This is a genomic window from Streptomyces sp. HmicA12 (assembly GCF_000373565.1).
Taxonomy (GTDB): Bacteria; Actinomycetota; Actinomycetes; order Streptomycetales; family Streptomycetaceae; genus Streptomyces.
On the sequence record NZ_KB891817.1, the window covers coordinates 66962 to 87320 of the forward strand.

Here is a 20359-nt window from a genome sequence, read left to right on the forward strand (position 1 = left end):
GGGGAACCGTCCGGACGGTGCCTAGGCGTCGTCGAGCTCGGAGATCGTGCGCTCCAGCCACCGCACCCAGAACGTCTCCAGGTCGATCCCGGCCCGCAGCACGGCATGCTGCAACCGGTCCACCTCGGAGTTCTTCTCCGGCGGGAAGTCCTTCTCCTCGATCTCCAGGTACCTGTCCAACTGTCGCCGGTGCAGGACGAGATGGCGCCGCAGATCGTCGTCGACACCGGTCACGCCCACCACCGCGGCGGAGCGCAGCCGCAACAGCAGCGGATCACGCAGCGGCTTCGGGTCCTGCGGCGCCGCCGTCCAGCGCACCAGCTCGGCGCGCCCCTGCGGCAGGACCTCGTACTCCTTCTTCTGCCCGCGCGCGGGGGCCTGCGAGGGCAGCTCCCGAATGAGTCCGTCGCGCTCCAGTTTTCCCAGCTCGCGATAGATCTGCTGGTGCGTCGCCGACCAGAAGTAGCCGATGGACCGGTCGAACCTGCGGGTCAGTTCGAGGCCCGACGACGGCTTCTCCAGGAGAGCCGTGAGGATCGCGTGCGGCAGTGACATGACGTAAGCCTAGGTGAGGCCCCTCGCCCTGAGGGGAGCCACGTGGCCGGCGGGCCCGGCCACGTGACACCCCGGTCTCAGAGGGCCGCGGCGACCTCGGTGCCCTGCTTGATGGCACGCTTCGCGTCCAGTTCGGCGGCGACGTCGGCGCCGCCGATCAGGTGCGGGGTGCGGCCGGCGGCCAGCAGGTCGTCGTACAGGGACCGGAGGGGCTCCTGGCCCGCGCAGAGCACGACCGTGTCGACGGGGATCAGGTGCTGCTCGCCGTCGACGGTGACGTGCAGCCCCGCGTCGTCGATCAGGTCGTAGGTGGCGCCCGCGATCATCGTGACGCCGCGGTGACGGAGCTCGGTGCGGTGGATCCAGCCGGTCGTCTTGCCGAGGCCCGCGCCGACCTTGGAGGTCTTGCGCTGCACGAGGTGGACCTGGCGCGGCGGGGCGGGCCGTTCGGGCTTCGCGAGGCCGCCGCGGTCGGCGTAGTCCATGTCGACGCCCCACAGGCGGAAGTACGTGGCCGGGTCCTGGCTGGCCTTCTCGCCGCCGTCGGTGAGGTACTCGGCGACGTCGAAGCCGATGCCGCCCGCGCCGATGACGGCCACGCGGTCGCCGACGGGCGCGCCCTCGCGGAGCACGTCGAGGTAGCCGACGACGCTCGGGTGGTCGACGCCATCGATGGCGGGGGTACGCGGGCTGACGCCGGTGGCGACGACCACCTCGTCGTACGCGTCGAGGTCGGCGGCGGCGACCCGGGTGTTCAACCGGACGGTGACATCCAGCAGTTCGAGCTGTGTGCGGAAGTAGCGCAGCGTCTCGTCGAACTCCTCCTTGCCGGGGACCTTGCGGGCGACGTTGAGCTGCCCGCCGATCTCGGACGCGGCGTCGAGGAGGGTGACGTCGTGGCCGCGCTCGGCGGCCGAGACGGCGCAGGCGAGTCCGGCGGGGCCCGCGCCGACGACGGCGACGCGCTTCTTCAACCGGGTCGGGGTGAGCACGAGTTCGGTCTCGTGGCAGGCGCGCGGGTTGACGAGGCAGGAGGTGATCTTGCCGCTGAAGGTGTGGTCGAGGCAGGCCTGGTTGCAGCCGATGCAGGTGTTGATGGTGTCGGAGCGGTCGGCGGCGGCCTTGTTCACGAAGTCCGGGTCGGCCAGCATCGGGCGGGCGAGGGAGACCATGTCGGCGGCGCCGTCGGCGAGCAACTCCTCGGCCAGTTCCGGGGTGTTGATGCGGTTCGTGGTGACGAGGGGGACGGACACCGCGCCCATGAGCTTCTTGGTGACCCAGGTGTACGCGCCGCGCGGCACGGACGTCGCGATGGTCGGGATGCGGGCCTCGTGCCAGCCGATGCCGGTGTTGATGATGGTGGCGCCGGCCGCCTCGATCTCCTTGGCGAGCTGTACGACCTCTTCGTGCGTGGATCCGCCGGGGACGAGGTCCAGCATGGAGAGCCGGTAGATGAGGATGAAGTCGTCGCCGACGCGCTCGCGGACCCGCTTCACGATCTCGACGGGGAACCGCATGCGGTTCTCGTAGGAGCCGCCCCAGCGGTCGGTGCGCTGGTTGGTCGCGGCGACGATGAACTCGTTGATGAGGTAGCCCTCGGAGCCCATGATCTCGACGCCGTCGTACCCGGCCGACTTGGCCAGCTCTGCCGTGCGCGCGAAGTCCTCGATGGTCTGCTCGACGTCCGCGTCGCTCAGCTCGTTCGGCACGAAGTGGCTGATGGGGGCCTGGATCGGGCTCGGCGCCACGAGGTCCTCGTGGTAGGCGTAACGGCCGAAGTGGAGGATCTGCATCGCGATCCTGCCGCCCGCCGCGTGCACCGCGTCGGTGACCTCGCGGTGCTGCTCGGCCTCCGCCTCGGTGGTGAGCTTGGCGCCGCCGCCCCACGGCCGGCCGGCCTCGTTCGGGGCGATGCCGCCCGTCACCATGAGGCCGACGCCGCCGCGGGCGCGGGTCGCGTAGAACTCGGCCATGCGCGCGAAGCCGTTCTCGGCCTCCTCCAGGCCCACGTGCATCGAGCCCATCAGGACCCGGTTGGGCAGGGTGGTGAAGCCCAGGTCGAGCGGGGCGAGAAGGTGCGGGTAACGGCTCATGGGGCCCTCCGTGCGCGGCGAACGTCCTGTCTGTTGTAGACGACACCCGCACGGTTATGCAACAAGTTGCAGAAGAGAGCTGCGCCACGCTCCGCCCTGCGCGTCAGGGGGTGAGGAGCCGGTTCCGCAGGCCCTGGATGGTCGCGTCGTCGAGGCCGAGCCCCTTGTGGAGGTACGTGTCGAAGTTCCCGTAGAGGTGATCGACCTCGTCGAACGCGGCGCGCAGCCAGGAGAGTTCGACCGCGTCGGGGTTGCCGGTGTAGTCGTTGCTGGCGAGGAAGTCGGCCTCGACGGTCGCGCGCGGGACCCCGAGCAGCGTGAGCAGTACGGCGGTGCCCCAGCCGGTACGGTCCTTGCCCGCCGAGCAGTGGTAGACGATCGCGCCGGCGTTGGTGTTCACCGCGGTGAGCAGGTCCTTGAAGGCGTGGTCGGCGCCGACGAAGTTGACCATGAACGGGTAGCCGATGGACTGTCCGAGGTCGGACGAGCCGGAGAAGAGCCCGGCCGCGAGTGCCTGCGCGAGCGTCATCAGCGCCGGATCGTGGAACTTGATGCCGTACGCGAGGGAGACGACATCGGCGACCTGGTAGGTGACGCCGGCCGGGACCTTGTCCGGGTCCTCCTTGCGCTCGGAGTAGTTGCGCAGGTCGACGTCGCGGGTGATGCCCTGGTCGACGATGCGCTGCTGCTCGGCGGCGGTGAGGTTGTTGAGCTTGTTGCTGCGGTACACGACGCCGTACTTGACCCAGCGGCCGTCGCTCGTGCGGTAGCCGCCCGCGTCGCGGAAGTTCTTCGCGGAGGCGATGCCGAGGGAGCGTTCGGTGACGACGTAGGCGCCGCCGGTGTCGGGCGTCAGCTTGAAGTACCAGTGCCGGTCGGCCGCGAGCGTGCCCGCGGGCACGGCGAGGCCGCCGGTTCCGGCGCCGCCGCCGAGCGCGGTGCCGGGGTCGCTCGCGTCGGGGCGGGTGTGCGCGGTGACGTCCACGTGCCCGGCGGGCGAGGCCCAGCCGAGGGCGTACGAGCCGTCGGCGGCGAGGTGTGCGGCGGCCTGCGTGAACGGGACGGCCTGCGCGGCCTGCCGCGCCGCGGCGGTGGGGGCGGTCGCGTCGGCCAGGGCCGGCTGGGCGAGTGCGGCGGAGCCGGTGAGCACCAGGGTGGCGAGTGCGGCCGCGGTCAGGCGTCTGGTCTGCATGGTCGTACGTCTCCTCGCGGTGGGGGCGGCGACTTCGGCAGCCATGATGTCGAGGGGGCGCTCCGCGTTGAACTGGCCTGCGGATCAAAGTGGGGGCGGGGGTGTTGTGACGGGTGACAAGGGGGGCGGGGTTCGTTGTCGGGTGCGGGCCCGGTGGGCGCCGGGCGCACCCCGCGGTGGAGCCGCATATCGATACAGCCCAGCGCCCCTGAAGCATGCGCTGCGCGCAGCTTCCCCTGGGCGAGCGGAGCTCGCTTCAGAGGCGCGGGGAACTGCGCGACCAGCCCCACCGGACCCGCGGACGAAGATATCCCAGTTGTAGAATGCAACGAGCGCGCCGAAATGACCGGCCCGAGAGGAAACCGCACGTGGCACAGCCCGAACGAGTCGGGGACCGTGAGTCGTCCGTGGAGACCATCCAGCGGGAGCTGACGTCCTTCGCGCGTCGCGCCCGGGCGACGGCCGCACGGATGCACCCCGAGCTGTCGCTGGTCTCGTTCACTCTGCTCAGCCACCTCGACGAGCAGGGCGGCTGTCGTGCGACCGACCTCGCGGCGCACTACGCGCTCGACAAGTCGACGGTCAGCCGCCAGGTGTCCGCCCTGGAGCGGGCCGGGCTCGTGCTGCGCCGGGTGGATCCGGACGACCACCGGGTCCAGGTGCTGCACCCGACCGAGGCGGGTGCGGAGATCCTCCGCCAGGTCACGGTGAGCCGCCGGCAGATCTTCGGGGAGCGCCTCGCGGACTGGCCCGAGGAGGATCTGGCGCGGTTCGCGGCGTACCTGGTGCGTTACAACGAAGCGTCCCGCGAGGGCTGAACCGCCGCCGGGACCCGCACCGTCCGGAACCGCGTGGTGCGCCGCAGCCGGAAGCCGAGGGCCTCGTAGAGCCGGATCGCGTCGGTGTTGTGCGCACTGGTGTGCAGGAACGGTGTCTCGCCGCGTTCCCTGATCCCGGCGGCGACGGCCCGCACGAGCCGTCCGGCCAGTCCCTGCCCGCGGAACGCGGGGTCGGTGCACACCGCGCTGATCTCGGTGAAGCCCGGCGGGTGCAGGCGCTCCCCCGCCATGGCGGCCAGCACACCGTCGCGCCGGATGCCCAGATACGTGCCGAGCTCGATGGTCCGCGCCTCGAACGGCCCGGGTTGTGTGCGGGCCACGAGGTCGAGCATCTCCGGCACGTCGGTCTCGCTCAGCCGCACCGCCTCAGCGTCGTGGGCCGCGTCCACGCCGTCGTCGACGAGCTGGACGCCCGGCATGTCGAACGTGGCCTCCCAGTCGTCGGGCAGGTCCAGGCGGATGCCGGGCACCGGCACGGTCCCGTCGGCGGCGGCGAAGGCGGCGAGGTCCGGCCATTCCTCGGCGGTGAAGTCGTCGGGCAGCGCGAGCCACGGCGAGACGTCGGGCCCGTAGCGCAGCACGCGCCCGCTGCGCTCCGCGAAGTGGGCGTGGGGTCCGGTGAGCGCGGCGTACGCGGGGTTGTCGAGCGGGTGCGCCCCGGCGTCGGGGACGGTGCCGCCCCCGCGCTCTTCGTACGTCTGCGTCATCGGGACCCCTTCGGTCGTGGCCGGCCGGGACCGGTCGGTTTCATCGTGCGGCGCGCCGAGGCGCCCCATGATCCAACCTCCTCGCGGGGGTCGCGCATTCCCGGACGCACACGGTGTTCACGAGGTCGCAACGCGTTCACGGAGTCGCAACACCGTCGCAAGGTCCGGCGTTGCCGTGCGGTGATCGTCTTGGCATGCTGGCGCGATGCCGCCGATGCCACTCAGTGAACATGTCGAGGCCCTGCTCACCACGGCCGACTCGGGACGCCTGCCGATCGTCGCCGCGGGCGACCCGGTGCTGCGCCGTCCGGCCGAGCCCGTCGACGGGCAGCTCTCCGACGGACTCCTCGCCCGGCTCGTCGAGGCGATGCGGGTCACGATGCACGCGGCGCCCGGGGTGGGCCTGGCCGCGCCGCAGGTCGGGGTGGGCCTGCGGCTCGCCGTCATCGAGGACGCGGCGACGGTGGTCGAGGAGGTGCGGGCGGCACGGGGGCGGGTTCCGCAGCCGTTCCGGGTCCTGGTCAATCCGTCGTACGAGGACGCGGGTGAGCGCCAAGTGGCCTTCTACGAGGGCTGCTTGAGCGTGCCGGGTTACCAGGCCGTGGTCGCCCGGCACGAACGGGTGCGGCTGCGCGCCCTGGACGAGCGGGGGCGCGCCGTGGACGAGGAGTTCGACGGCTGGCCCGCCCGCATCGTGCAGCACGAGACGGACCATCTGAACGGCACCCTGTACCTGGACCGCGCCGAACTGCGCTCCCTGTCGTCCACGCAGACACGGGCCGCACTGGAGCGCTGGGCGCAGCCCACACCCCGACTCGCCGCGGCGGAGCTGGGGTTCGCGCTGCCGGCAGCCGACTGACCGTCAGGCCAGTTCCGGCATCTCGCCCTTGGCGTTGCTCACGTCGATGATCGAGAACGCGCAGCCCTGCGGGTCGGCGATCGAGGCGCACCGGCCGAAGGGGCTGTCCATCGGCCCGAAGTACACCTTCCCGCCCAGGCGTTGGACGGTGGCCACGGCGGCGTCGCAGTCCTCGACGACGAAGTACACGTTGACGTACGACGGCACGTGCGCGGGGAAGTCGTCGGTCATCTGCATGCGCCCGAGGCTCGGCGCGCCGTCGAGCTGCCAGACGTCGAAGTCCATGTTCTCGTCGGGGATCGTCTTCACCTCGTACGGGAAGACGGACGTGAAGAAGGCGTCGGTCTTGGCGGCGTCCCGGGTGTTGACCTCGGCCCAACAGAACGCGCCGGGCTCGTTGACCTTCTCGAAGCCCTCGTGCGATGCGGGCTGCCAGAGGCTGAACATGACGCCGGCCGGGTCCTGGACGGTGACCATCGTGCCGAAGTCGCCGACCTGCATCGGCTCCGTCATCAGTGTGCCGCCCGCGCTGCGGGCCTTGGCGGCGCTCGCGGTCACGTCCGGGGCCGCGAGGTACAGGTTCCAGGACGGCGGAACGCCTTCCGTGCCCGGCATCTGCGGCACCAGCGCGGCGACGTGCTTGCCGTCGGCCGTCTTCGCCTGCGTGTAGTTGCCGAACTGCTCGGATCCCGGGTCGTAGGACCAACCGAACAGTTCGGCGTAGAAGGCCTTGGCGGCCTCCAGGTCCGGATACATGGCGTCGGCCCAGACGGGCGAGCCCTCGGGACGTGCGGACATGGCGCGACACCCTTCGTCGGGGTCGCCGGGCACGACGGCGCCCGGCGGGTACGGATCCACGCTAGGCGCGCGGGCCCGGGCGCGCGATCGGTGCGTCCCGTTCCCCTTGCGGCGAAGGGCGGGCCTTCTACGCGAGGGCCGGCTTACGGCGCGGGGTCGAGTGCGGGCGCCACCACGGCGAAGGCTCCGTCGAGGAGCTCCACCGGGTTCTGCGCCGCGTCGCTCTCGCTCCATCGCTGCAGGACGACGTGGAAGGCGGTCAGCGCGGTGCCGGCGGCGAGCCGCGGGTAGAGGTCGGTCCCCGCGTCGCGGCCGACGCGGCGCGCCAGCTCCTCGGCGAGGTCGTCGCGCCACTGCGCCTGGCGCTCCAGGAAGCGGGCGAGCAGCGCCGGGGTGCGCAGGATCAGCTGGACCACGCGCAGGGCCCGCTCCGTGTCGGCGGCGCAGGTGGTGACGGGCACGCGGACGGTGTGGAGCAGCGCCTCGGACGGCGGCTCGTCGGCGGGGCGGTCCGCGAGCTCGGCCCGCATGTCCTCGCCCATGCCGGCCAGGAACTGGACGACGACGTCCTCCTTGGACTTGAAGTACCGGAAGAACGTCCGCTTCGAGACGCCGGCGGCCGCCACGATCTCGTCCACGGTCACGGTGTCGAAGCCCTTGAGGGCGAGCAGCTGCAGCGCCGCCTCGGTCAGTTCGTCGGCGACGAGCTGCCGCTTGCGCTCGGCCAGGGTCAGATCGGCTCGGGTACTCACCCCGGCATCGTACACACCATGCCCTCGATGGCACCACGGGCACATCTTGACACCAAGTGCCATCGACGTCAGTCTGTGCCGCATGACACGGGAACGTTGGACCATCGACCGGATTCCTGACCAGAGCGGCCGCATCGCCGTCGTCACGGGGGCCGCCAGCGGGGTGGGTCTCGCCACCGCCCGGGCGCTCGCGATGCGCGGCGGGGAGGTGATCCTCGCGGTGCGCGACATGGAGCGGGGCCGCCGCGCCGCGGCCGCCATCACGGCCGCGGCGCCGCACGCCCGGCTCGACGTGCGCCCTCTCGACCTGGCCGACCTCGACTCGGTGCGGTCGTTCGCCGCCGAGCTGCGGGAGCGGCGCTCCCGGCTCGATCTGCTCGTCAACAACGCGGGGATCATGGCGCCGCCACGCTCGCTCAGCCCGCAGGGCCACGAGCTGCAGTTCGCGACGAACCACCTGGGCCACTTCGCCCTCACCGGACTGCTGCTCGACCGGCTCGCGGCAGATGGCAACTCCCGCGTGGTGACGGTCAGTTCACCCAATCACCGGCAGGGGAGGATCGCCTTCGACGATCTGGACGGGGAGCGCGCGTACTCCCCGATGGGGCACTACAACCAGTCGAAGCTCGCGAACGCCGCCTTCGGACTGCATCTGCACCGGCTGCTCGCGCGGGCGGACAGCCCGGTGCGCAGCGTGCTCGCGCATCCCGGGTACGTGGCCACGAATCTGCAGAAGGAGACGCCGGTCGGCATGGTGCGGCTGCTGTACGGGCGACTGCTCGCGCCGCTCGCCCAGAAGCCGGCCGACGGCGCCCTGCCGATTCTGTACGCGGCGACCGAACCCACCGTGAAGGGCGGGGAGTTCATCGCTCCGGGCGGGACGGGAGAACTGCGCGGGGCGCCGACGCGGGTGGCGGCGGCGGAGCGGGCGAGCGACGAGGCCACGGGCCGGCGCCTGTGGGACGTGTCCGAGGAGCTGACGGGCGTAGGTTTCACGCTGCCGACGGCCGTCTGAGAGGGCAGGGCGCCCCCGAAGGGCCGGGGGTACCGGTTCCGCTCAGAGAGTGAGCTTGAACCCGTCGTGGCTGCGCGCGAAGCCGAGTCCGGCGTAGAAGCGGTGCGCGGCCTCGCGCCTCTTGTTGCTGGTCAGTTGGACGAGCGCGCAGTCCCGCTGCCGGGCGCGCTCGATGACGCGCTCCATGAGGATCCGGCCGAGCCCGCCGCCGCGCCGGTCGGCCCGGACCCGTACCGCCTCCACGAGCGCGCGCTCGGCACCACCCTTGCCGAGGCCCGGGATGTACGTCACCTGAAGGCAGCCCACGACGACGCCGTCGGCCTCGACAAGGACGAGCATCTCGTTGCGGGCGTCCGCGTCGATGGCCGCGAAGGCCCGCTCGTGAGCGGCGTCGACCACGATCGTCGCCGGGTCCACGACGGCGTCCTCGTCAGCGAGCAGGGCGAGCACCGCGGGCAACTCGGCCCGGTGGGCGGGGCGGAGGGTGAGCGCGGGAGCGGGCTGTGCGGCGGCTGACATGGCACCGACGATATCCGCCCGGGGCGCGATAGTGGATCACGGTTGGCGGCGGCCCGGAGGACGGGGAGACGTATCCGGCCGCGCCGTGCGGGAGGTCCGCGAGGAGACGACGCCCGTCCTGCCCGCCCCACGGCTCGGCCCGCCCGCGTGGACCCGGCGGGCCGTCTTCCGCGTGGAGATCGACGCGGCCGAGGCCCGCTTCGGCCAAGAACACCGGCTTCCGCCCGCGCCGCCCACCCGGTCCCGCGACTATCGGCGCGTAGCCACGACGAGTCCGCACCGCGGGCTGCCGTCGGGGCGCTCGCCCAGCTCGGGCAGGGCTCGCAGCGTCATGTCGAACCCCGCTTGCTCCAACTCCCTTCGTACGTTGCCGAGTCGGAACACGCGGTAGTACATGACGAACGGCGGCCGCCAGACCGCGTTGCGCACCCGCATCACCGTGTCGAAGCCGAGCATCGCCCAGTAGCCGCGCGAGCCGGGGCGTGCGGGCGCGGGCAGCGGGAACACGAACTGGCCCCCGGGGGACAGCACTTGACGCACCTGAGCGAACAACTCCCGCTGCTGGCGGGGAAGGAAGTGGCCGAACGCCCCGAAGCTGACCACCAGGTCGAAGACCGGGCCGAAGGGCAGGGCGAGCGCGTCCGCGCGCACGTACGACGCCGTGGGTTCACTGCGCCGCGCCACCTCCAGCATGCCGGCGCTGAAGTCGACCCCGACGGCCCGGTCGGCACAGACCTCCCGCAGCACCCCGAGGCCCGCGCCCGTGCCGCAGCACAGGTCGAGGCCGGTCCGGTACGGCCCGAGCTCGCGCAGCGCGCGGGTCACCGGGTCGAGGATCACGTCGGGGGTGCGGAACGGGGTCTGGTCGAACTTCGGCGCGAGCAGGTCGTAGCCGTGCTCCACCGACGACAGCGCCTGAACGGCCAGCTCGCGGAGGGTGGGACCCTGGGGTGTGAACATGGCCGCTCAGCATAGGTCGGCGACCCGCGGAAATCCGGGCTTGCCGCGCGCCGGGGGCGTAGTGGTACCGTTCTCGTGGCACGTGTGTACGCCTCCTTCTTGGGCGCCGGTGCCGAACCACCTCATCCAGCGCGTGAGCGCCCCTGTACTTCTCACTACGTTCCTGTAGGCGCCCTGACGCGCATCATCCCTGGTCAGCAGGTTCTGACGGGTCCTGTCCCGCCCCTGCTCCAGGTTCTCTCCCCGGCCCACCGGGCGTGACCTGTCCGCCCGCGTGTCGCATCGCCGGATTCCCACCCCTTCCCTGCCCGCGTACGAAACGACGTCCGCGAAAGGACCGTGATCGACCATGACCACCACACTCGAAGCACCCGCACCAGCCACACCCACCGCCGCCCCGGCGGCCAAGCCCCCCGTCCACGCCGCGGGCGTCCTGGACACCACCGGGAACGGGGCCGGCTTCCTGCGGGCGAGCGACCTGATGCCGACGTCCCACGACGTCCAGGTCCCCGCCCATCTCATCCGCCAATTCGGGCTGCGCAAGGGCGACTTCGTCACCGGACTGTGCGGCAAGCCGCGCACGCTCGCCCACGTCGAGACCGTCGAGGGCATCGCCGCGGACGCCCCCGCGAACAAGGCGCGCACCCGCCCCCGCTTCGCCGAGCTCACCCCGCTCCACCCGACGCGGCGGCTGCGCCTCGACGGTCCCGAGGGCGGGATCGCGGGCCGCGTCGTCGACCTGTTCGCCCCCGTCGGCAAGGGCCAGCGCGGCCTGATCGTCGCGCCGCCGAAGACCGGCAAGACCGTGCTGCTCCAGCAGCTCGCGGCGGCGATCGCCGCCCACCACCCCGAGACCCACCTCATGGTGGTGCTGCTCGACGAACGCCCCGAAGAGGTCACCGACATGCGCCGCTCGGTCCGCGGCGAGGTCTTCGCCTCGACCTTCGACCGGCCCGCCAAGGAGCACATCGCCTTGGCCGAGCTCGCCGTGGAGCGCGCCAAGCGACTGACCGAACGGGGCGTAGACGTGGTGATCCTGCTCGACTCGCTCACCCGTCTGTGCCGCGCCCACAACAACGCCGCCGCGTCCGGCGGCCGCACCCTGTCCGGCGGTGTCGACGCGGCCGCGCTCCTCGGGCCCAAGCGGCTGTTCGGGGCGGCCCGCAACACCGAGGAGGCCGGCTCGCTCACGATCCTCGCCACGGCGCTGGTCGACACCGGGTCCCGCGCCGACGACTACTACTTCGAAGAGCTCAAGAGCACCGGCAACATGGAGCTGCGCCTCGACCGCACCCTCGCCGACGCCCGCGTCTTCCCGGCCGTCGACATCACCCCCTCCGGCACGCGCCGCGAGGAACTCCTGCTGCCCGCAGGCGAGTTGGCCGTCGTACGCGGACTGCGCCGGGCTCTGCAGGGCCGCGAGGGGCGCTCCGGTTACGAGGCCCTGCTCGAGAAGCTGCGGAAGACGCCGGACAACGCCGCGTTCCTGCGCCAGGTCCACGGGACGGTGCCCGGTTCGTGACGCCGCCTCCGCGTACGTAATACTCGTTCCATGACGTCGAGCATTACGCGCCCGGGGCGAGGGTCTTCCGTGGTGGTCCGCAGGGCCACCGCCCGCGACGCCAAACGCCTCACCCGCCTCGTGCGCGGCTCCCGAGCCTACGAAGGCCGCTACGCGGAGATGGTCTCCGGCTACCGCGTGGGTCCCGACTACATCGCCACCCACCGCGTCTTCGTGGCGGTCGACCAGGCCCGGTCAGAAGAAGAGGGGGACCGGGTCCTCGGTTTCTACTCGCTGCTCGTCGACCCCGCCGAGCTGGACCTGATGTTCGTCGCGGACGCCGCCCAGGGCCTCGGCATCGGGCGGCTGCTGATCACGCACATGCGGGGCGAGGCGCGCGCCGCCGGGCTCGACCGCGTCCGCGTCGTCTCCCATCCGCCGGCCGAGGGCTTCTACCGCAGCGTGGGCGCGATCCGCACCGGAACCGCCCTCGCCCAGCCGCCCGCCGTGGCCTGGGACCGGCCCGAACTCGAATTCGCCATTCCCCCGGCGGTCTGAGGGGTTCCGCCTCCGGCCCCTTCGGCGCACACTCGGGACCACCGAAGCGGGCGGCAATGGGGCAAGGAGGCCACATTGGGCGGCAGTGACGCACGGGCCGAGGCGTTCGACGTGATCGTGGAGATCCCGCAGGGCTCCCGCAACAAGTACGAGATGGACCACGAGCTGGGCCGCATCCGCCTGGACCGGATGCTGTTCACCTCGACCCAGTACCCCGCGGACTACGGCTACGTCGAGGGCACGCTCGGCAACGACGGCGATCCGCTGGACGCCCTGGTGCTGACCGGCGACGCGACGTTCCCCGGCTGCACCGTCGAGTGCCGCGCGATCGGCATGTTCGTGATGAGCGACGAGAAGGGCCCGGACGAGAAGATCCTCTGCGTCCCCGCCCACGACCCGCGCCGCACCGGGATCCAGGACATCGAGGACATCCCCGAGTTCGACCGCCTGGAGATCACGCACTTCTTCGAGGTCTACAAGGACCTGGAGCCCGGCAAGTCGGTGGAAGGCTCCCACTGGGAGGGCAGGGACGCGGCGTACGACGAGATCCGCCGGGCCCGAAAACGCCACCAGCGGCGCGAGGAACCGCGCGACCGGCCACGACGGCGCTGAAACCGGCGATGCTCAGCACCCCGTGACGGCGAAGGGGCTCAACCAGCGCCGCCCACCTGATCGACGAGCTCCCCCAGCGCCCCGTCCACCAACCGGTACCGCACCACCCGCCCCGACTTCTCCCCCGCCACGACCCCGGCCGCCCTGAGCAACCGCAGCGACTGCGACACCGCGGCCCCGTTCATGCCGGAGGCCACCGCCAGGTCGGACACGGCCAGCGGCCCCACCCGCCGCAGCGCGAGGAGCAGCGCAAGCCGGCGCGGGTCGGCGAGCAGCGCGAAGCGTTCCGCCCAGACGCGTACGTCCGCCACGTCCCCGATGGCGGCCACGGCGTCACAGACCCGGTGCCCGTCGATGGTGCGGTGATCGGCCCGCTCGGCCGGAACGAGATGCATGGCGGGATTCTCTCAACAAGGCCCTGCCCGTCGGCCACCCCACCCACGATGTGATCTTGCATACCTGCACAGGTGTGCAGCTATGCAGTCGCCGCCCAGGGCCCCTAGGGTGAACGGGCCGTGGTGCTCGGGAAGACCGGTGACGGCCCGTCAGGGTCAAGTCCGGAGCGGCCCTCGCCACTGTGATCGGGTTTCGGACCCCCGGGTCCGGAGCACACCGCTCCACCACGCCACTGGCTGCCGCACGGCGGCTGGGAAGGCAGGAGCGGCGGCGCACACCCGTAAGCCAGGAGACCGGCCACGGCATCTCACGAAGTCATTCCACGAGGTGCTGGAGCGTGATCGACGCATGACCCTGTCCGCGAACTCCCCCGCGCGGCCCACCGGGCCGAACCCCGCCTTCCGCTGGCGCCGCGAGGACACCGTGCGCACCGCGGGCCTGATGGCGGTGATCCTGGCCCTGCACGTCGTCGCGTTCGGCGTGCTCTTCCTGCTCGTCGTCCCCGGCCACTACGAGGTCGACAACAAGGCGTTCGGTATCGGCCTCGGCATCACCGCGTACACCCTCGGCATGCGGCACGCCTTCGACGCCGACCACATCGCCGCGATCGACAACACCACGCGCAAGCTCATGGCCGACGGCAAGCGGCCCGTCTCCGTCGGCTTCTGGTTCGCGCTCGGCCACTCCAGCGTGGTCGTCGCGATGGCGGCGCTCGTCGCGGGCGGCGCGGCCCTCGCCGGCACGCTGCTCAACGACGAGTCGCGCACCCACCAGGTGCTCGGCGTCGTCGGGACGACCGTCTCCGGTACGTTCCTGTACCTCATCGCGGCGCTCAACCTGGTCGCCCTGATGGGCATCCTGAAGGTGTTCCGGTCGATGCGCGCGGGCTCCTACAACGAGACAGAGCTCGAACACCACCTGGATTCACGGGGGTTCATGAACCGCGTCCTCGGCCGCTTCACCAAGTCCATCACCCGGCCCGGTCAGATGTACCCGCTCGGGTTCCTCTTCGGCCTCGGCTTCGACACGGCGACCGAGGTGACGCTGATGGTGATGGCGGGCAGCGGAGCCGCCGCCGGGCTGCCCTGGTACGCGATCCTGTGCCTGCCGCTGCTGTTCGCCGCGGGGATGAGCCTGTTCGACACGCTCGACGGCACGTTCATGAACTTCGCCTACCAGTGGGCGTTCTCGAACCCGGTGCGCAAGGTGTTCTACAACCTCACCATCACCGGTCTGTCCATCGCGGTCGCCTTCTTCATCGGCACGATCGAGCTCGTCGGCGTCCTGCACGAGAAGCTCGACCTGACGGACGCGGTCACCGGCTGGATCGCCGGGCTGAACCTGGACAGTGTCGGCTACGTCATCGTCGGCCTGTTCGTGGTCGTGTGGGCCGCGGCGATCGCGTACTGGCGGCTCGCGAAGGTCGAGGAGCGCTGGTCGGCGCGGGTCGCCGAAGGCGCGTGAGCACCGGCGGATCCGGCCGGACGCCCGTCGCATAGCGTGCACGACAGCATGCCGTTCGAGCCCGGATCCGAGCACGGAGGAAGACCGATGAGCGCCGCCAGCCTGCCCCTCGAGGGTGTCACCGTCGTCAGCCTGGAGCAGGCGGTGGCGGCGCCGTTCGCCACCCGCCAGCTCGCCGACCTGGGCGCGCGCGTGATCAAGGTGGAGCGGCCCGGCGACGGCGACTTCGCCCGCCGCTACGACGAGACGGTGCACGGCCAGTCGAGTCACTTCGTGTGGCTGAACCGGTCCAAGGACTCGGTGACCCTGGACGTGAAGACGCCCGGCGGCCGCGAGGTCCTGGAGCGGCTGCTGTCCGGCGCGGACGTGTTCGTGCAGAACCTCGCGCCGGGCGCGGCGGCCCGACTGGGCCTGTCCGCCGAGGAGTTGAACGAGCGCCACCCCTCTCTGATCGTCTGCGACATCTCCGGCTACGGCGCCGACGGCCCCTGGGCCGGCCGCAAGGCGTACGACCTGCTCGTGCAGTGCGAGACGGGCGTCGTGTCGGTGACGGGCACGCCGGAGCAGCCCGCCAAGGTGGGCATCGCGATCGCCGACATCGCGGCCGGGATGTACGCGTACTCGGGCATCCTCACGGCGCTGTACGAGCGGCGGGCGACGGGGGTCGCGCGGGCCGTCTCGGTGTCGTTGTTCGAGGCCCTCGCGGAGTGGATGGGCTACCCCGCGTACTACACGGCGCACTCCGGGACCCAGCCGCGGCGGGTCGGCGCCGCGCACGCGACGATCGCTCCGTACGGCCCCTACGACGCCACCGACGGCCGTACGGTCCTGCTCGCGATCCAGAACGAACGCGAATGGGCCTCCTTCTGCGCCGAGTTCCTCGACGACCCGGCGCTCGCCGCCGACCCGCGCTTCCACCGCAACTCCTCCCGGGTGGCCCGCCGCGCCGAGCTCGACGCGGTCGTCACGGCACGCTTCGCCGAACTCACCGCGGCCGAGGCGACGGCCCTCCTGGACCGCGCCAAGGTGGCGAACGCCCGCCTGAACACGGTCGCCGACTTCCTCGACCACCCGGTCCTCAGCGGCCGCGACCGCTGGCGCGACGTGCCGACCCCGGCGGGCCCGATCCGCGCGCTGGTGCCTCCGGCGAGTCTGAGCGGGGTGGAGCCGCGGATGGAGGCGGTGCCGGATGTGGGGGAACACACGGAGGCGGTCCTCAAGGAACTGGGTTACGAGGCGTCGGCGATCGAAGCCCTGCGGGAGGAGGGCGCGCTGTAGCCCCACGGGAAACCCGGGCCGTTCGGCCCCCGGCAAGGGTCCATCGGCCCACCCCGAAATCGCGCGCCTCACTGGAATGCTGCTGCACAGAGCCTCCCGTGCCCTCGCTCTCCCGCCGCGGCGCACGGTCGAGGCCCGGGCCCGTCGGTCGTGGGAGGGGGAGCCTCGAACGACGGGCCCGGCACGGGGGCCGGCCTTCTTCGGACAGGCCTTCGGACGCGCGACGCGACAACTGACGCGCAAAACGCCCTAATCGGAGCGATAAAGTATCGCGTCAACCCTCATGCGCCCGATCACCCAGGAGTACCTACGTGACCGTAGCCATCGACTCGTCCGAAGCCACCGTCCCGACGCCGGGCACGGAGCCCGTGGCGCCGGAGTCCGCGGCCCCGGAAACCGCGGCCCCGGAGCCCGTCGCGGTAGACGAGGAGACGGCCGAGCCGGGGGACGCCGCGAACATGTGGACCCCGTCGACCGACACCCCTGCCCCCACCGCCGAGCCCGAGGACACGGAGAACTTCTGGCAGCCCTCCCCCACCACTGCCGACAACGACACCGAGGCCGACATCGAGGCCGAGGCCGGTGACGACGACGCCTCCGGCGACGTACCGGAGTCGATCACCCGCGACGCCCACGAGTTCGGCGTCTACGCCCGCACCGGCGGCTGGGCCTTCGCCCTGAAGGTGGCGCGCAGCGTGCGGCCCGGCGGGCAGCCGGCCGACGAGACGGCGAAGGTCTCGGCACGCTCGTTCGCCCGGCTCGCGGGCTGCTCGGCCGACCGCGTCATGCGCTTCTACAAGGCGTGGGACCGCGCGGCGGACGACGGCATCGTGCCGCAGTTCGAGTCGCTGACCCCGGGCGTCGACATCGAACTCCCGGACGCCGACGTCTGGTTGTCGTACTACGTCTCCCGCTCCAGCGCGACCTCGGTCCGTGGCCAGGCGATCACGGAGGCCGCCGAGGCGGAGGGCATCCGCCCGACGAAGGCCCTGGAGGTCGCCGAGAACCCGACGGCGCTGCGGGCCGCGATCCTGGCCGACCCGGGCACCGCCGAGGCCGCGCGCAAGGCGCTGATGGACCGGCTCGGCGAGGACCCGGTGCTGCGTACCGGAATGGCCCGGGACATCGTGCGCGCCGACGACCTGAAGAAGGCCGTCGCCGAGGAGACGAAGACCGGCGGTCAGCTCGAGTACGTACGCAAGATCGTCGAGGACGGGGAGGTCAAGACGCCCGCGGGCCAGAAGATCGAAGCCCCGCGCTCGCTGCGCGAGGAGGCCGAGCGGCACCTGTCCCTCATCGACGAGCTGGACGAGGACGAGGAGGCCGGCGAGTGGGCCCGCGAGGCGTACGACGCCGTGCGCTCCCTGGTCGCCGAGACCGTCGAGAAGGACCCCGAGCTGCGGGTCCAGGAGCGCCGCGCGAAGTTCTACAGCAGCCTGCAGAAGGCCACGAAGGCGTTCGAGGAGCTCACCTTCGAGGACGTCGACGCCGAGGAGATGGACGACATCGTCGAGGACGACATGCTGCAGCGCCTCGAGGAGCTCCAGCAGGCGATCTCGACCTGCATCTCGGCCCTGCAGAAGGCCAAGAGCAGCGACTGACCCGCCGCCGCACGGCCGCCGATGCCCGGCACTCCCCCACGGGAGCGCCGGGCATCGGCGCGTTCCGGGCCTGTTACCTCGGTCACGACACTAGCGAAACGTTGCCGTTTCGCTCGCGGAGGGCTTACTGTCGTCGAGGACGTGAACGAAACCGTTTCGTTCACCTAGCTTACGCGGACTTTACGCCCGCGGCTCTCGTCTCTCACTTCCCTGGAGTGGCTCTCATGTCCCAGACCGACACGGTCGAGGCCTCCGGCACCTCGGCCCCACCCGTGCAGGACGCGCACGAGGCGTCCCGCAGGCGCTGGTGGATCCTCGGCATCATCGGCATCGCCCAGCTGATGGTCGTCCTCGACGCGACCATCGTGAACATCGCGCTGCCCTCCGCCCAGCAGGACCTGGGCTTCTCGAACGACAACCGGCAGTGGATCGTCACCGCCTACGCGCTGGCCTTCGCGTCCCTGCTGCTGCTCGGTGGCCGTATCGCCGACCTCTTCGGCCGCAAGCCCGCCTTCCTCATCGGCATCGTCGGCTTCGCGGGCGCCTCCGTCCTCGGCGGCGCGTCGACCGGCTTCGGCATGCTGGTGACGGCCCGCGCGCTGCAGGGCGTCTTCGGCGCACTGCTCGCCCCGGCCGCACTCTCCCTGCTCAACACCACGTTCACCGACGCCAAGGAGCGCGCCAAGGCGTTCAGCGTCTACGGCGCGATCGCGGGCGCGGGCGGCGCCGTCGGGCTGCTCCTCGGCGGCCTGCTCACCGACGCGCTCGACTGGCGCTGGACGCTGTACGTGAACCTGGTCTTCGCCGTCGTCGCCTTCATCGGCGGCTGGGTGCTCCTGGGCAGCCACCGCGACGCGGCGGGCGCCAAGCTGGACCTGCCCGGCACGCTGCTCGTCTCCGCCGGTCTCTTCGCGGTCGTCTTCGGCTTCTCCAACGCCGAGACGCACGACTGGAGCTCCCCGCAGACCTGGGGCTACCTCGTCGCCGGCGGTGTCCTGCTGGCCGCGTTCACCTGGTGGCAGACCCGGGCGAAGCACCCGCTGCTGCCGATGCGGGTACTGCTGGACAGGGACCGGGCCGCCTCCTTCGTCTCCGTCCTGGTCACGGGCGCGGGCATGTTCGGCGTGTTCCTGTTCCTCACCTACTACCTGCAGCTCAACCTCGGCTTCAGCCCCACGAAGACGGGTGTCGCGTTCCTGCCGATGATGGCCGCCCTGATGGTCATGGCGCAGGTGTCCACCACGATGCTGGTGCCGCGGTTCGGCCCCAAGATCGTCATCCCCTCCGGTTTCGCCCTCGCCGCGCTCGGCATGGTGTGGCTGACCGGGATCGGCCTGGACTCGTCCTTCTCCACGGACGTCCTGCCGCAGCTGCTCGTGATCGGCGCGGGACTGGGCGCCGTGATGCCGCCCGCGATGTCGCTGGCCACCAGCGGGATCGGCGCCGAGGACGCGGGCGTCGCCTCCGCGACGGTCAACACCATGCAGCAGGTCGGCGGTTCCATCGGCACCGCGCTGCTGAGCACCCTCGCGGCCAGCGCCGCCACCAGCTACCTCGCGAGCCACAACCCCGCGAACAAGCTGTCCCAGGCACAGGCCACGATCGAGAGCTACACGACCGCGTTCTGGTGGTCGGCGGGCTTCTTCGCCGCCGGCGCGGTCATCACGCTCCTGCTGTACCGGCGTGGGACGGTGCAGCAGGCCGTCGGTACCGACGCGGCCCCGGTCGTCCACATGTGACGCCGCCGCAAAGTCCGGCCAGGGGCCGCCGTCTTCAGGGAGACGGCGGCCCCTTCGCGTGCCGCGCGGCCGAGGTGGCATGGTGGGACAAGATCAACCTCGTACGGGATCTGTCGACCTCGTACGGATCCATCGCATCAGGAGGCATCTCGTGGCGGACACCCCCCGGTCCACCGGCAAACCGGCCCACCAGAACGTGACGTTCGACAGCAACGGCACCACCGCCCACGGCTATCTCGCCCTGCCGCCCGCCGGCAGCGGTCCCGGCGTCATCGTCATCCAGGAGTGGTGGGGCCTGACCGACCACATCGCGGACGTCACCGAGCGGCTCGCCGCCGAGGGCTTCGTGGCGTTCGCCCCCGACCTGTACGGCGGCAACGTGGCGCACGACTCCGGAGAGGCGTTCCGGATGATGCGGGAGCTGCCGGTGGACCGCGGCGTCGAGCTCCTGTCGGGCGCGGTCGACCACCTGCTGTCGCTGCCCGAGGTCACCTCGGAGACGGTCGGCACGGTCGGCTTCTGCATGGGCGGCGGCTTCGTGCTGTACCTGGCGGCCAAGGACCCGCGGGTGAGCGCGGCTGTTCCGTTCTACGGCGTCATCCAGGGCGAGGTCCCCGACTTCTCCGGCCTCAAGGCCGAGATCCTCGGTCACTACGGCGAGCGGGACGAGACCGTGCCGGTGCCCACGCTGGACGGCCTGCGCCGCACCATCGAGGAGCAGTCGGGCGTCGTGGCGGACTTCCGCATGTACCCGGCCGATCACGCGTTCTTCAACGACGGACGGCCCGAGGTGTACGACAAGGAGTCGTCGGAGCGGGCGTGGGCGGCGACGGTCGACTTCCTGAAGCGCTCGCTCGCCGCTTGAAGGCCCCTCCGGCGATTGAGGAGCGGGGTCCTGAGCGGAGCCCCGTGACGGCGGGG

20 protein-coding genes and 1 riboswitch are annotated in these 20359 nt (G+C 71.6%); of the genes, 11 read left to right on the forward strand and 9 right to left on the reverse strand.

Annotation, left to right across the window (positions count from 1 at the left end; genetic code table 11):
* Positions 1 to 21 precede the first annotated feature (21 nt).
* The 3 genes from B072_RS0125510 to B072_RS0125520 form a co-directional block, all read right to left on the reverse strand.
* Positions 22 to 555 carry a PadR family transcriptional regulator gene (locus B072_RS0125510; RefSeq protein WP_018532785.1) on the reverse strand — a complete coding sequence of 178 codons (534 nt, stop codon included), beginning with the start codon at positions 553 to 555 and terminating at the stop codon, positions 22 to 24.
* A 77-nt stretch (positions 556 to 632) separates the two neighbouring features.
* Positions 633 to 2648 (reverse strand): NADPH-dependent 2,4-dienoyl-CoA reductase, encoded by a 2016-nt coding sequence (locus tag B072_RS0125515; protein WP_018532786.1) that lies wholly within the window; start codon positions 2646 to 2648, stop codon positions 633 to 635.
* Positions 2649 to 2751: 103 nt separating this feature from the next.
* On the reverse strand, positions 2752 to 3840 hold the full coding sequence (locus tag B072_RS0125520; RefSeq protein ID WP_018532787.1) for a tyrosine-protein phosphatase: 1089 nt from the start codon (positions 3838 to 3840) through the stop codon (positions 2752 to 2754).
* Between the two features lie 368 nt (positions 3841 to 4208).
* Between B072_RS0125520 and B072_RS0125525 the strand changes: the two genes are divergently transcribed.
* The gene (locus B072_RS0125525; RefSeq protein ID WP_018532788.1) at positions 4209 to 4658 is read left to right on the forward strand and encodes a MarR family winged helix-turn-helix transcriptional regulator; all 450 of its coding nucleotides are present in this window, start codon (positions 4209 to 4211) and stop codon (positions 4656 to 4658) included.
* On the opposite strand, the gene B072_RS0125530 is transcribed toward B072_RS0125525, so the two are convergent.
* On the reverse strand, positions 4631 to 5386 hold the full coding sequence (locus B072_RS0125530) for a GNAT family N-acetyltransferase (RefSeq protein ID WP_026246291.1): 756 nt from the start codon (positions 5384 to 5386) through the stop codon (positions 4631 to 4633). The two genes, B072_RS0125525 and B072_RS0125530, sit on opposite strands and share 28 nt — an antisense overlap.
* 205 nt (positions 5387 to 5591) lie before the next feature.
* On the opposite strand from B072_RS0125530, the gene def reads away from it, so the two are divergent.
* Entirely contained in the window at positions 5592 to 6245 is a 654-nt protein-coding gene (gene def, locus B072_RS0125535; protein ID WP_018532790.1) for a peptide deformylase, read from the forward strand.
* A 3-nt stretch (positions 6246 to 6248) separates the two neighbouring features.
* Here def and B072_RS0125540 read toward each other — a convergent pair whose 3' ends face one another.
* Together B072_RS0125540 and B072_RS0125545 are read right to left on the reverse strand one after the other, a co-directional pair.
* A complete protein-coding gene (locus tag B072_RS0125540) occupies positions 6249 to 7043 on the reverse strand; it encodes a VOC family protein (RefSeq protein WP_026246292.1) in 795 nt (264 codons plus the stop codon).
* 143 nt (positions 7044 to 7186) lie between these two features.
* Positions 7187 to 7795 carry a TetR family transcriptional regulator gene (locus B072_RS0125545; RefSeq protein WP_026246293.1) on the reverse strand — a complete coding sequence of 203 codons (609 nt, stop codon included), beginning with the start codon at positions 7793 to 7795 and terminating at the stop codon, positions 7187 to 7189.
* An 82-nt stretch (positions 7796 to 7877) separates the two neighbouring features.
* Between B072_RS0125545 and B072_RS0125550 the strand changes: the two genes are divergently transcribed.
* Positions 7878 to 8810, forward strand: coding sequence for an oxidoreductase (locus B072_RS0125550; RefSeq protein WP_018532793.1), 933 nt, complete (start codon positions 7878 to 7880; stop codon positions 8808 to 8810).
* A 42-nt stretch (positions 8811 to 8852) separates the two neighbouring features.
* Here the strand turns inward: B072_RS0125550 and B072_RS0125555 are convergent, their stop codons facing one another.
* Together B072_RS0125555 and B072_RS0125560 are read right to left on the reverse strand one after the other, a co-directional pair.
* A complete protein-coding gene (locus B072_RS0125555) occupies positions 8853 to 9329 on the reverse strand; it encodes a GNAT family N-acetyltransferase (protein WP_018532794.1) in 477 nt (158 codons plus the stop codon).
* A gap of 249 nt (positions 9330 to 9578) precedes the next feature.
* Entirely contained in the window at positions 9579 to 10289 is a 711-nt protein-coding gene (locus B072_RS0125560) for a class I SAM-dependent methyltransferase (protein ID WP_018532795.1), read from the reverse strand.
* A 349-nt stretch (positions 10290 to 10638) separates the two neighbouring features.
* Here B072_RS0125560 and rho point away from each other — a divergent pair, with 349 nt between their 5' ends.
* The 3 genes from rho (at position 10639) to B072_RS0125575 (ending at position 12960) form a co-directional block, all read left to right on the forward strand.
* Positions 10639 to 11811 (forward strand): transcription termination factor Rho, encoded by a 1173-nt coding sequence (gene rho, locus B072_RS0125565; RefSeq protein WP_018532796.1) that lies wholly within the window; start codon positions 10639 to 10641, stop codon positions 11809 to 11811.
* A gap of 30 nt (positions 11812 to 11841) precedes the next feature.
* Positions 11842 to 12348: a GNAT family N-acetyltransferase gene (locus tag B072_RS0125570; protein WP_043244696.1), complete on the forward strand. Its 507-nt coding sequence runs from the start codon at positions 11842 to 11844 to the stop codon at positions 12346 to 12348.
* Between the two features lie 75 nt (positions 12349 to 12423).
* Positions 12424 to 12960, forward strand: a complete 537-nt coding sequence (locus tag B072_RS0125575; protein WP_018532798.1) for an inorganic diphosphatase — start codon at positions 12424 to 12426, stop codon at positions 12958 to 12960.
* Positions 12961 to 12998: 38 nt separating this feature from the next.
* On the opposite strand, the gene B072_RS0125580 is transcribed toward B072_RS0125575, so the two are convergent.
* Positions 12999 to 13355: a metalloregulator ArsR/SmtB family transcription factor gene (locus tag B072_RS0125580; protein WP_018532799.1), complete on the reverse strand. Its 357-nt coding sequence runs from the start codon at positions 13353 to 13355 to the stop codon at positions 12999 to 13001.
* A 104-nt stretch (positions 13356 to 13459) separates the two neighbouring features.
* Positions 13460 to 13673: riboswitch (cobalamin riboswitch) on the forward strand.
* Positions 13674 to 13704: 31 nt separating this feature from the next.
* On the opposite strand from B072_RS0125580, the gene B072_RS0125585 reads away from it, so the two are divergent.
* From B072_RS0125585 to B072_RS0125605, 5 genes are all read left to right on the forward strand, one after another.
* Complete coding sequence (locus B072_RS0125585; RefSeq protein WP_018532800.1) at positions 13705 to 14820, forward strand: HoxN/HupN/NixA family nickel/cobalt transporter; 1116 nt, start codon at positions 13705 to 13707, stop codon at positions 14818 to 14820.
* 87 nt (positions 14821 to 14907) lie between these two features.
* Positions 14908 to 16098: a CaiB/BaiF CoA transferase family protein gene (locus B072_RS0125590; RefSeq protein ID WP_018532801.1), complete on the forward strand. Its 1191-nt coding sequence runs from the start codon at positions 14908 to 14910 to the stop codon at positions 16096 to 16098.
* A 311-nt stretch (positions 16099 to 16409) separates the two neighbouring features.
* Positions 16410 to 17699, forward strand: a complete 1290-nt coding sequence (locus B072_RS0125595; RefSeq protein ID WP_018532802.1) for a hypothetical protein — start codon at positions 16410 to 16412, stop codon at positions 17697 to 17699.
* Positions 17700 to 17923: 224 nt separating this feature from the next.
* Entirely contained in the window at positions 17924 to 19438 is a 1515-nt protein-coding gene (locus B072_RS0125600; protein WP_018532803.1) for an MFS transporter, read from the forward strand.
* A 151-nt stretch (positions 19439 to 19589) separates the two neighbouring features.
* The gene (locus tag B072_RS0125605; protein ID WP_018532804.1) at positions 19590 to 20303 is read left to right on the forward strand and encodes a dienelactone hydrolase family protein; all 714 of its coding nucleotides are present in this window, start codon (positions 19590 to 19592) and stop codon (positions 20301 to 20303) included.
* Positions 20304 to 20359: the final 56 nt, after the last annotated feature.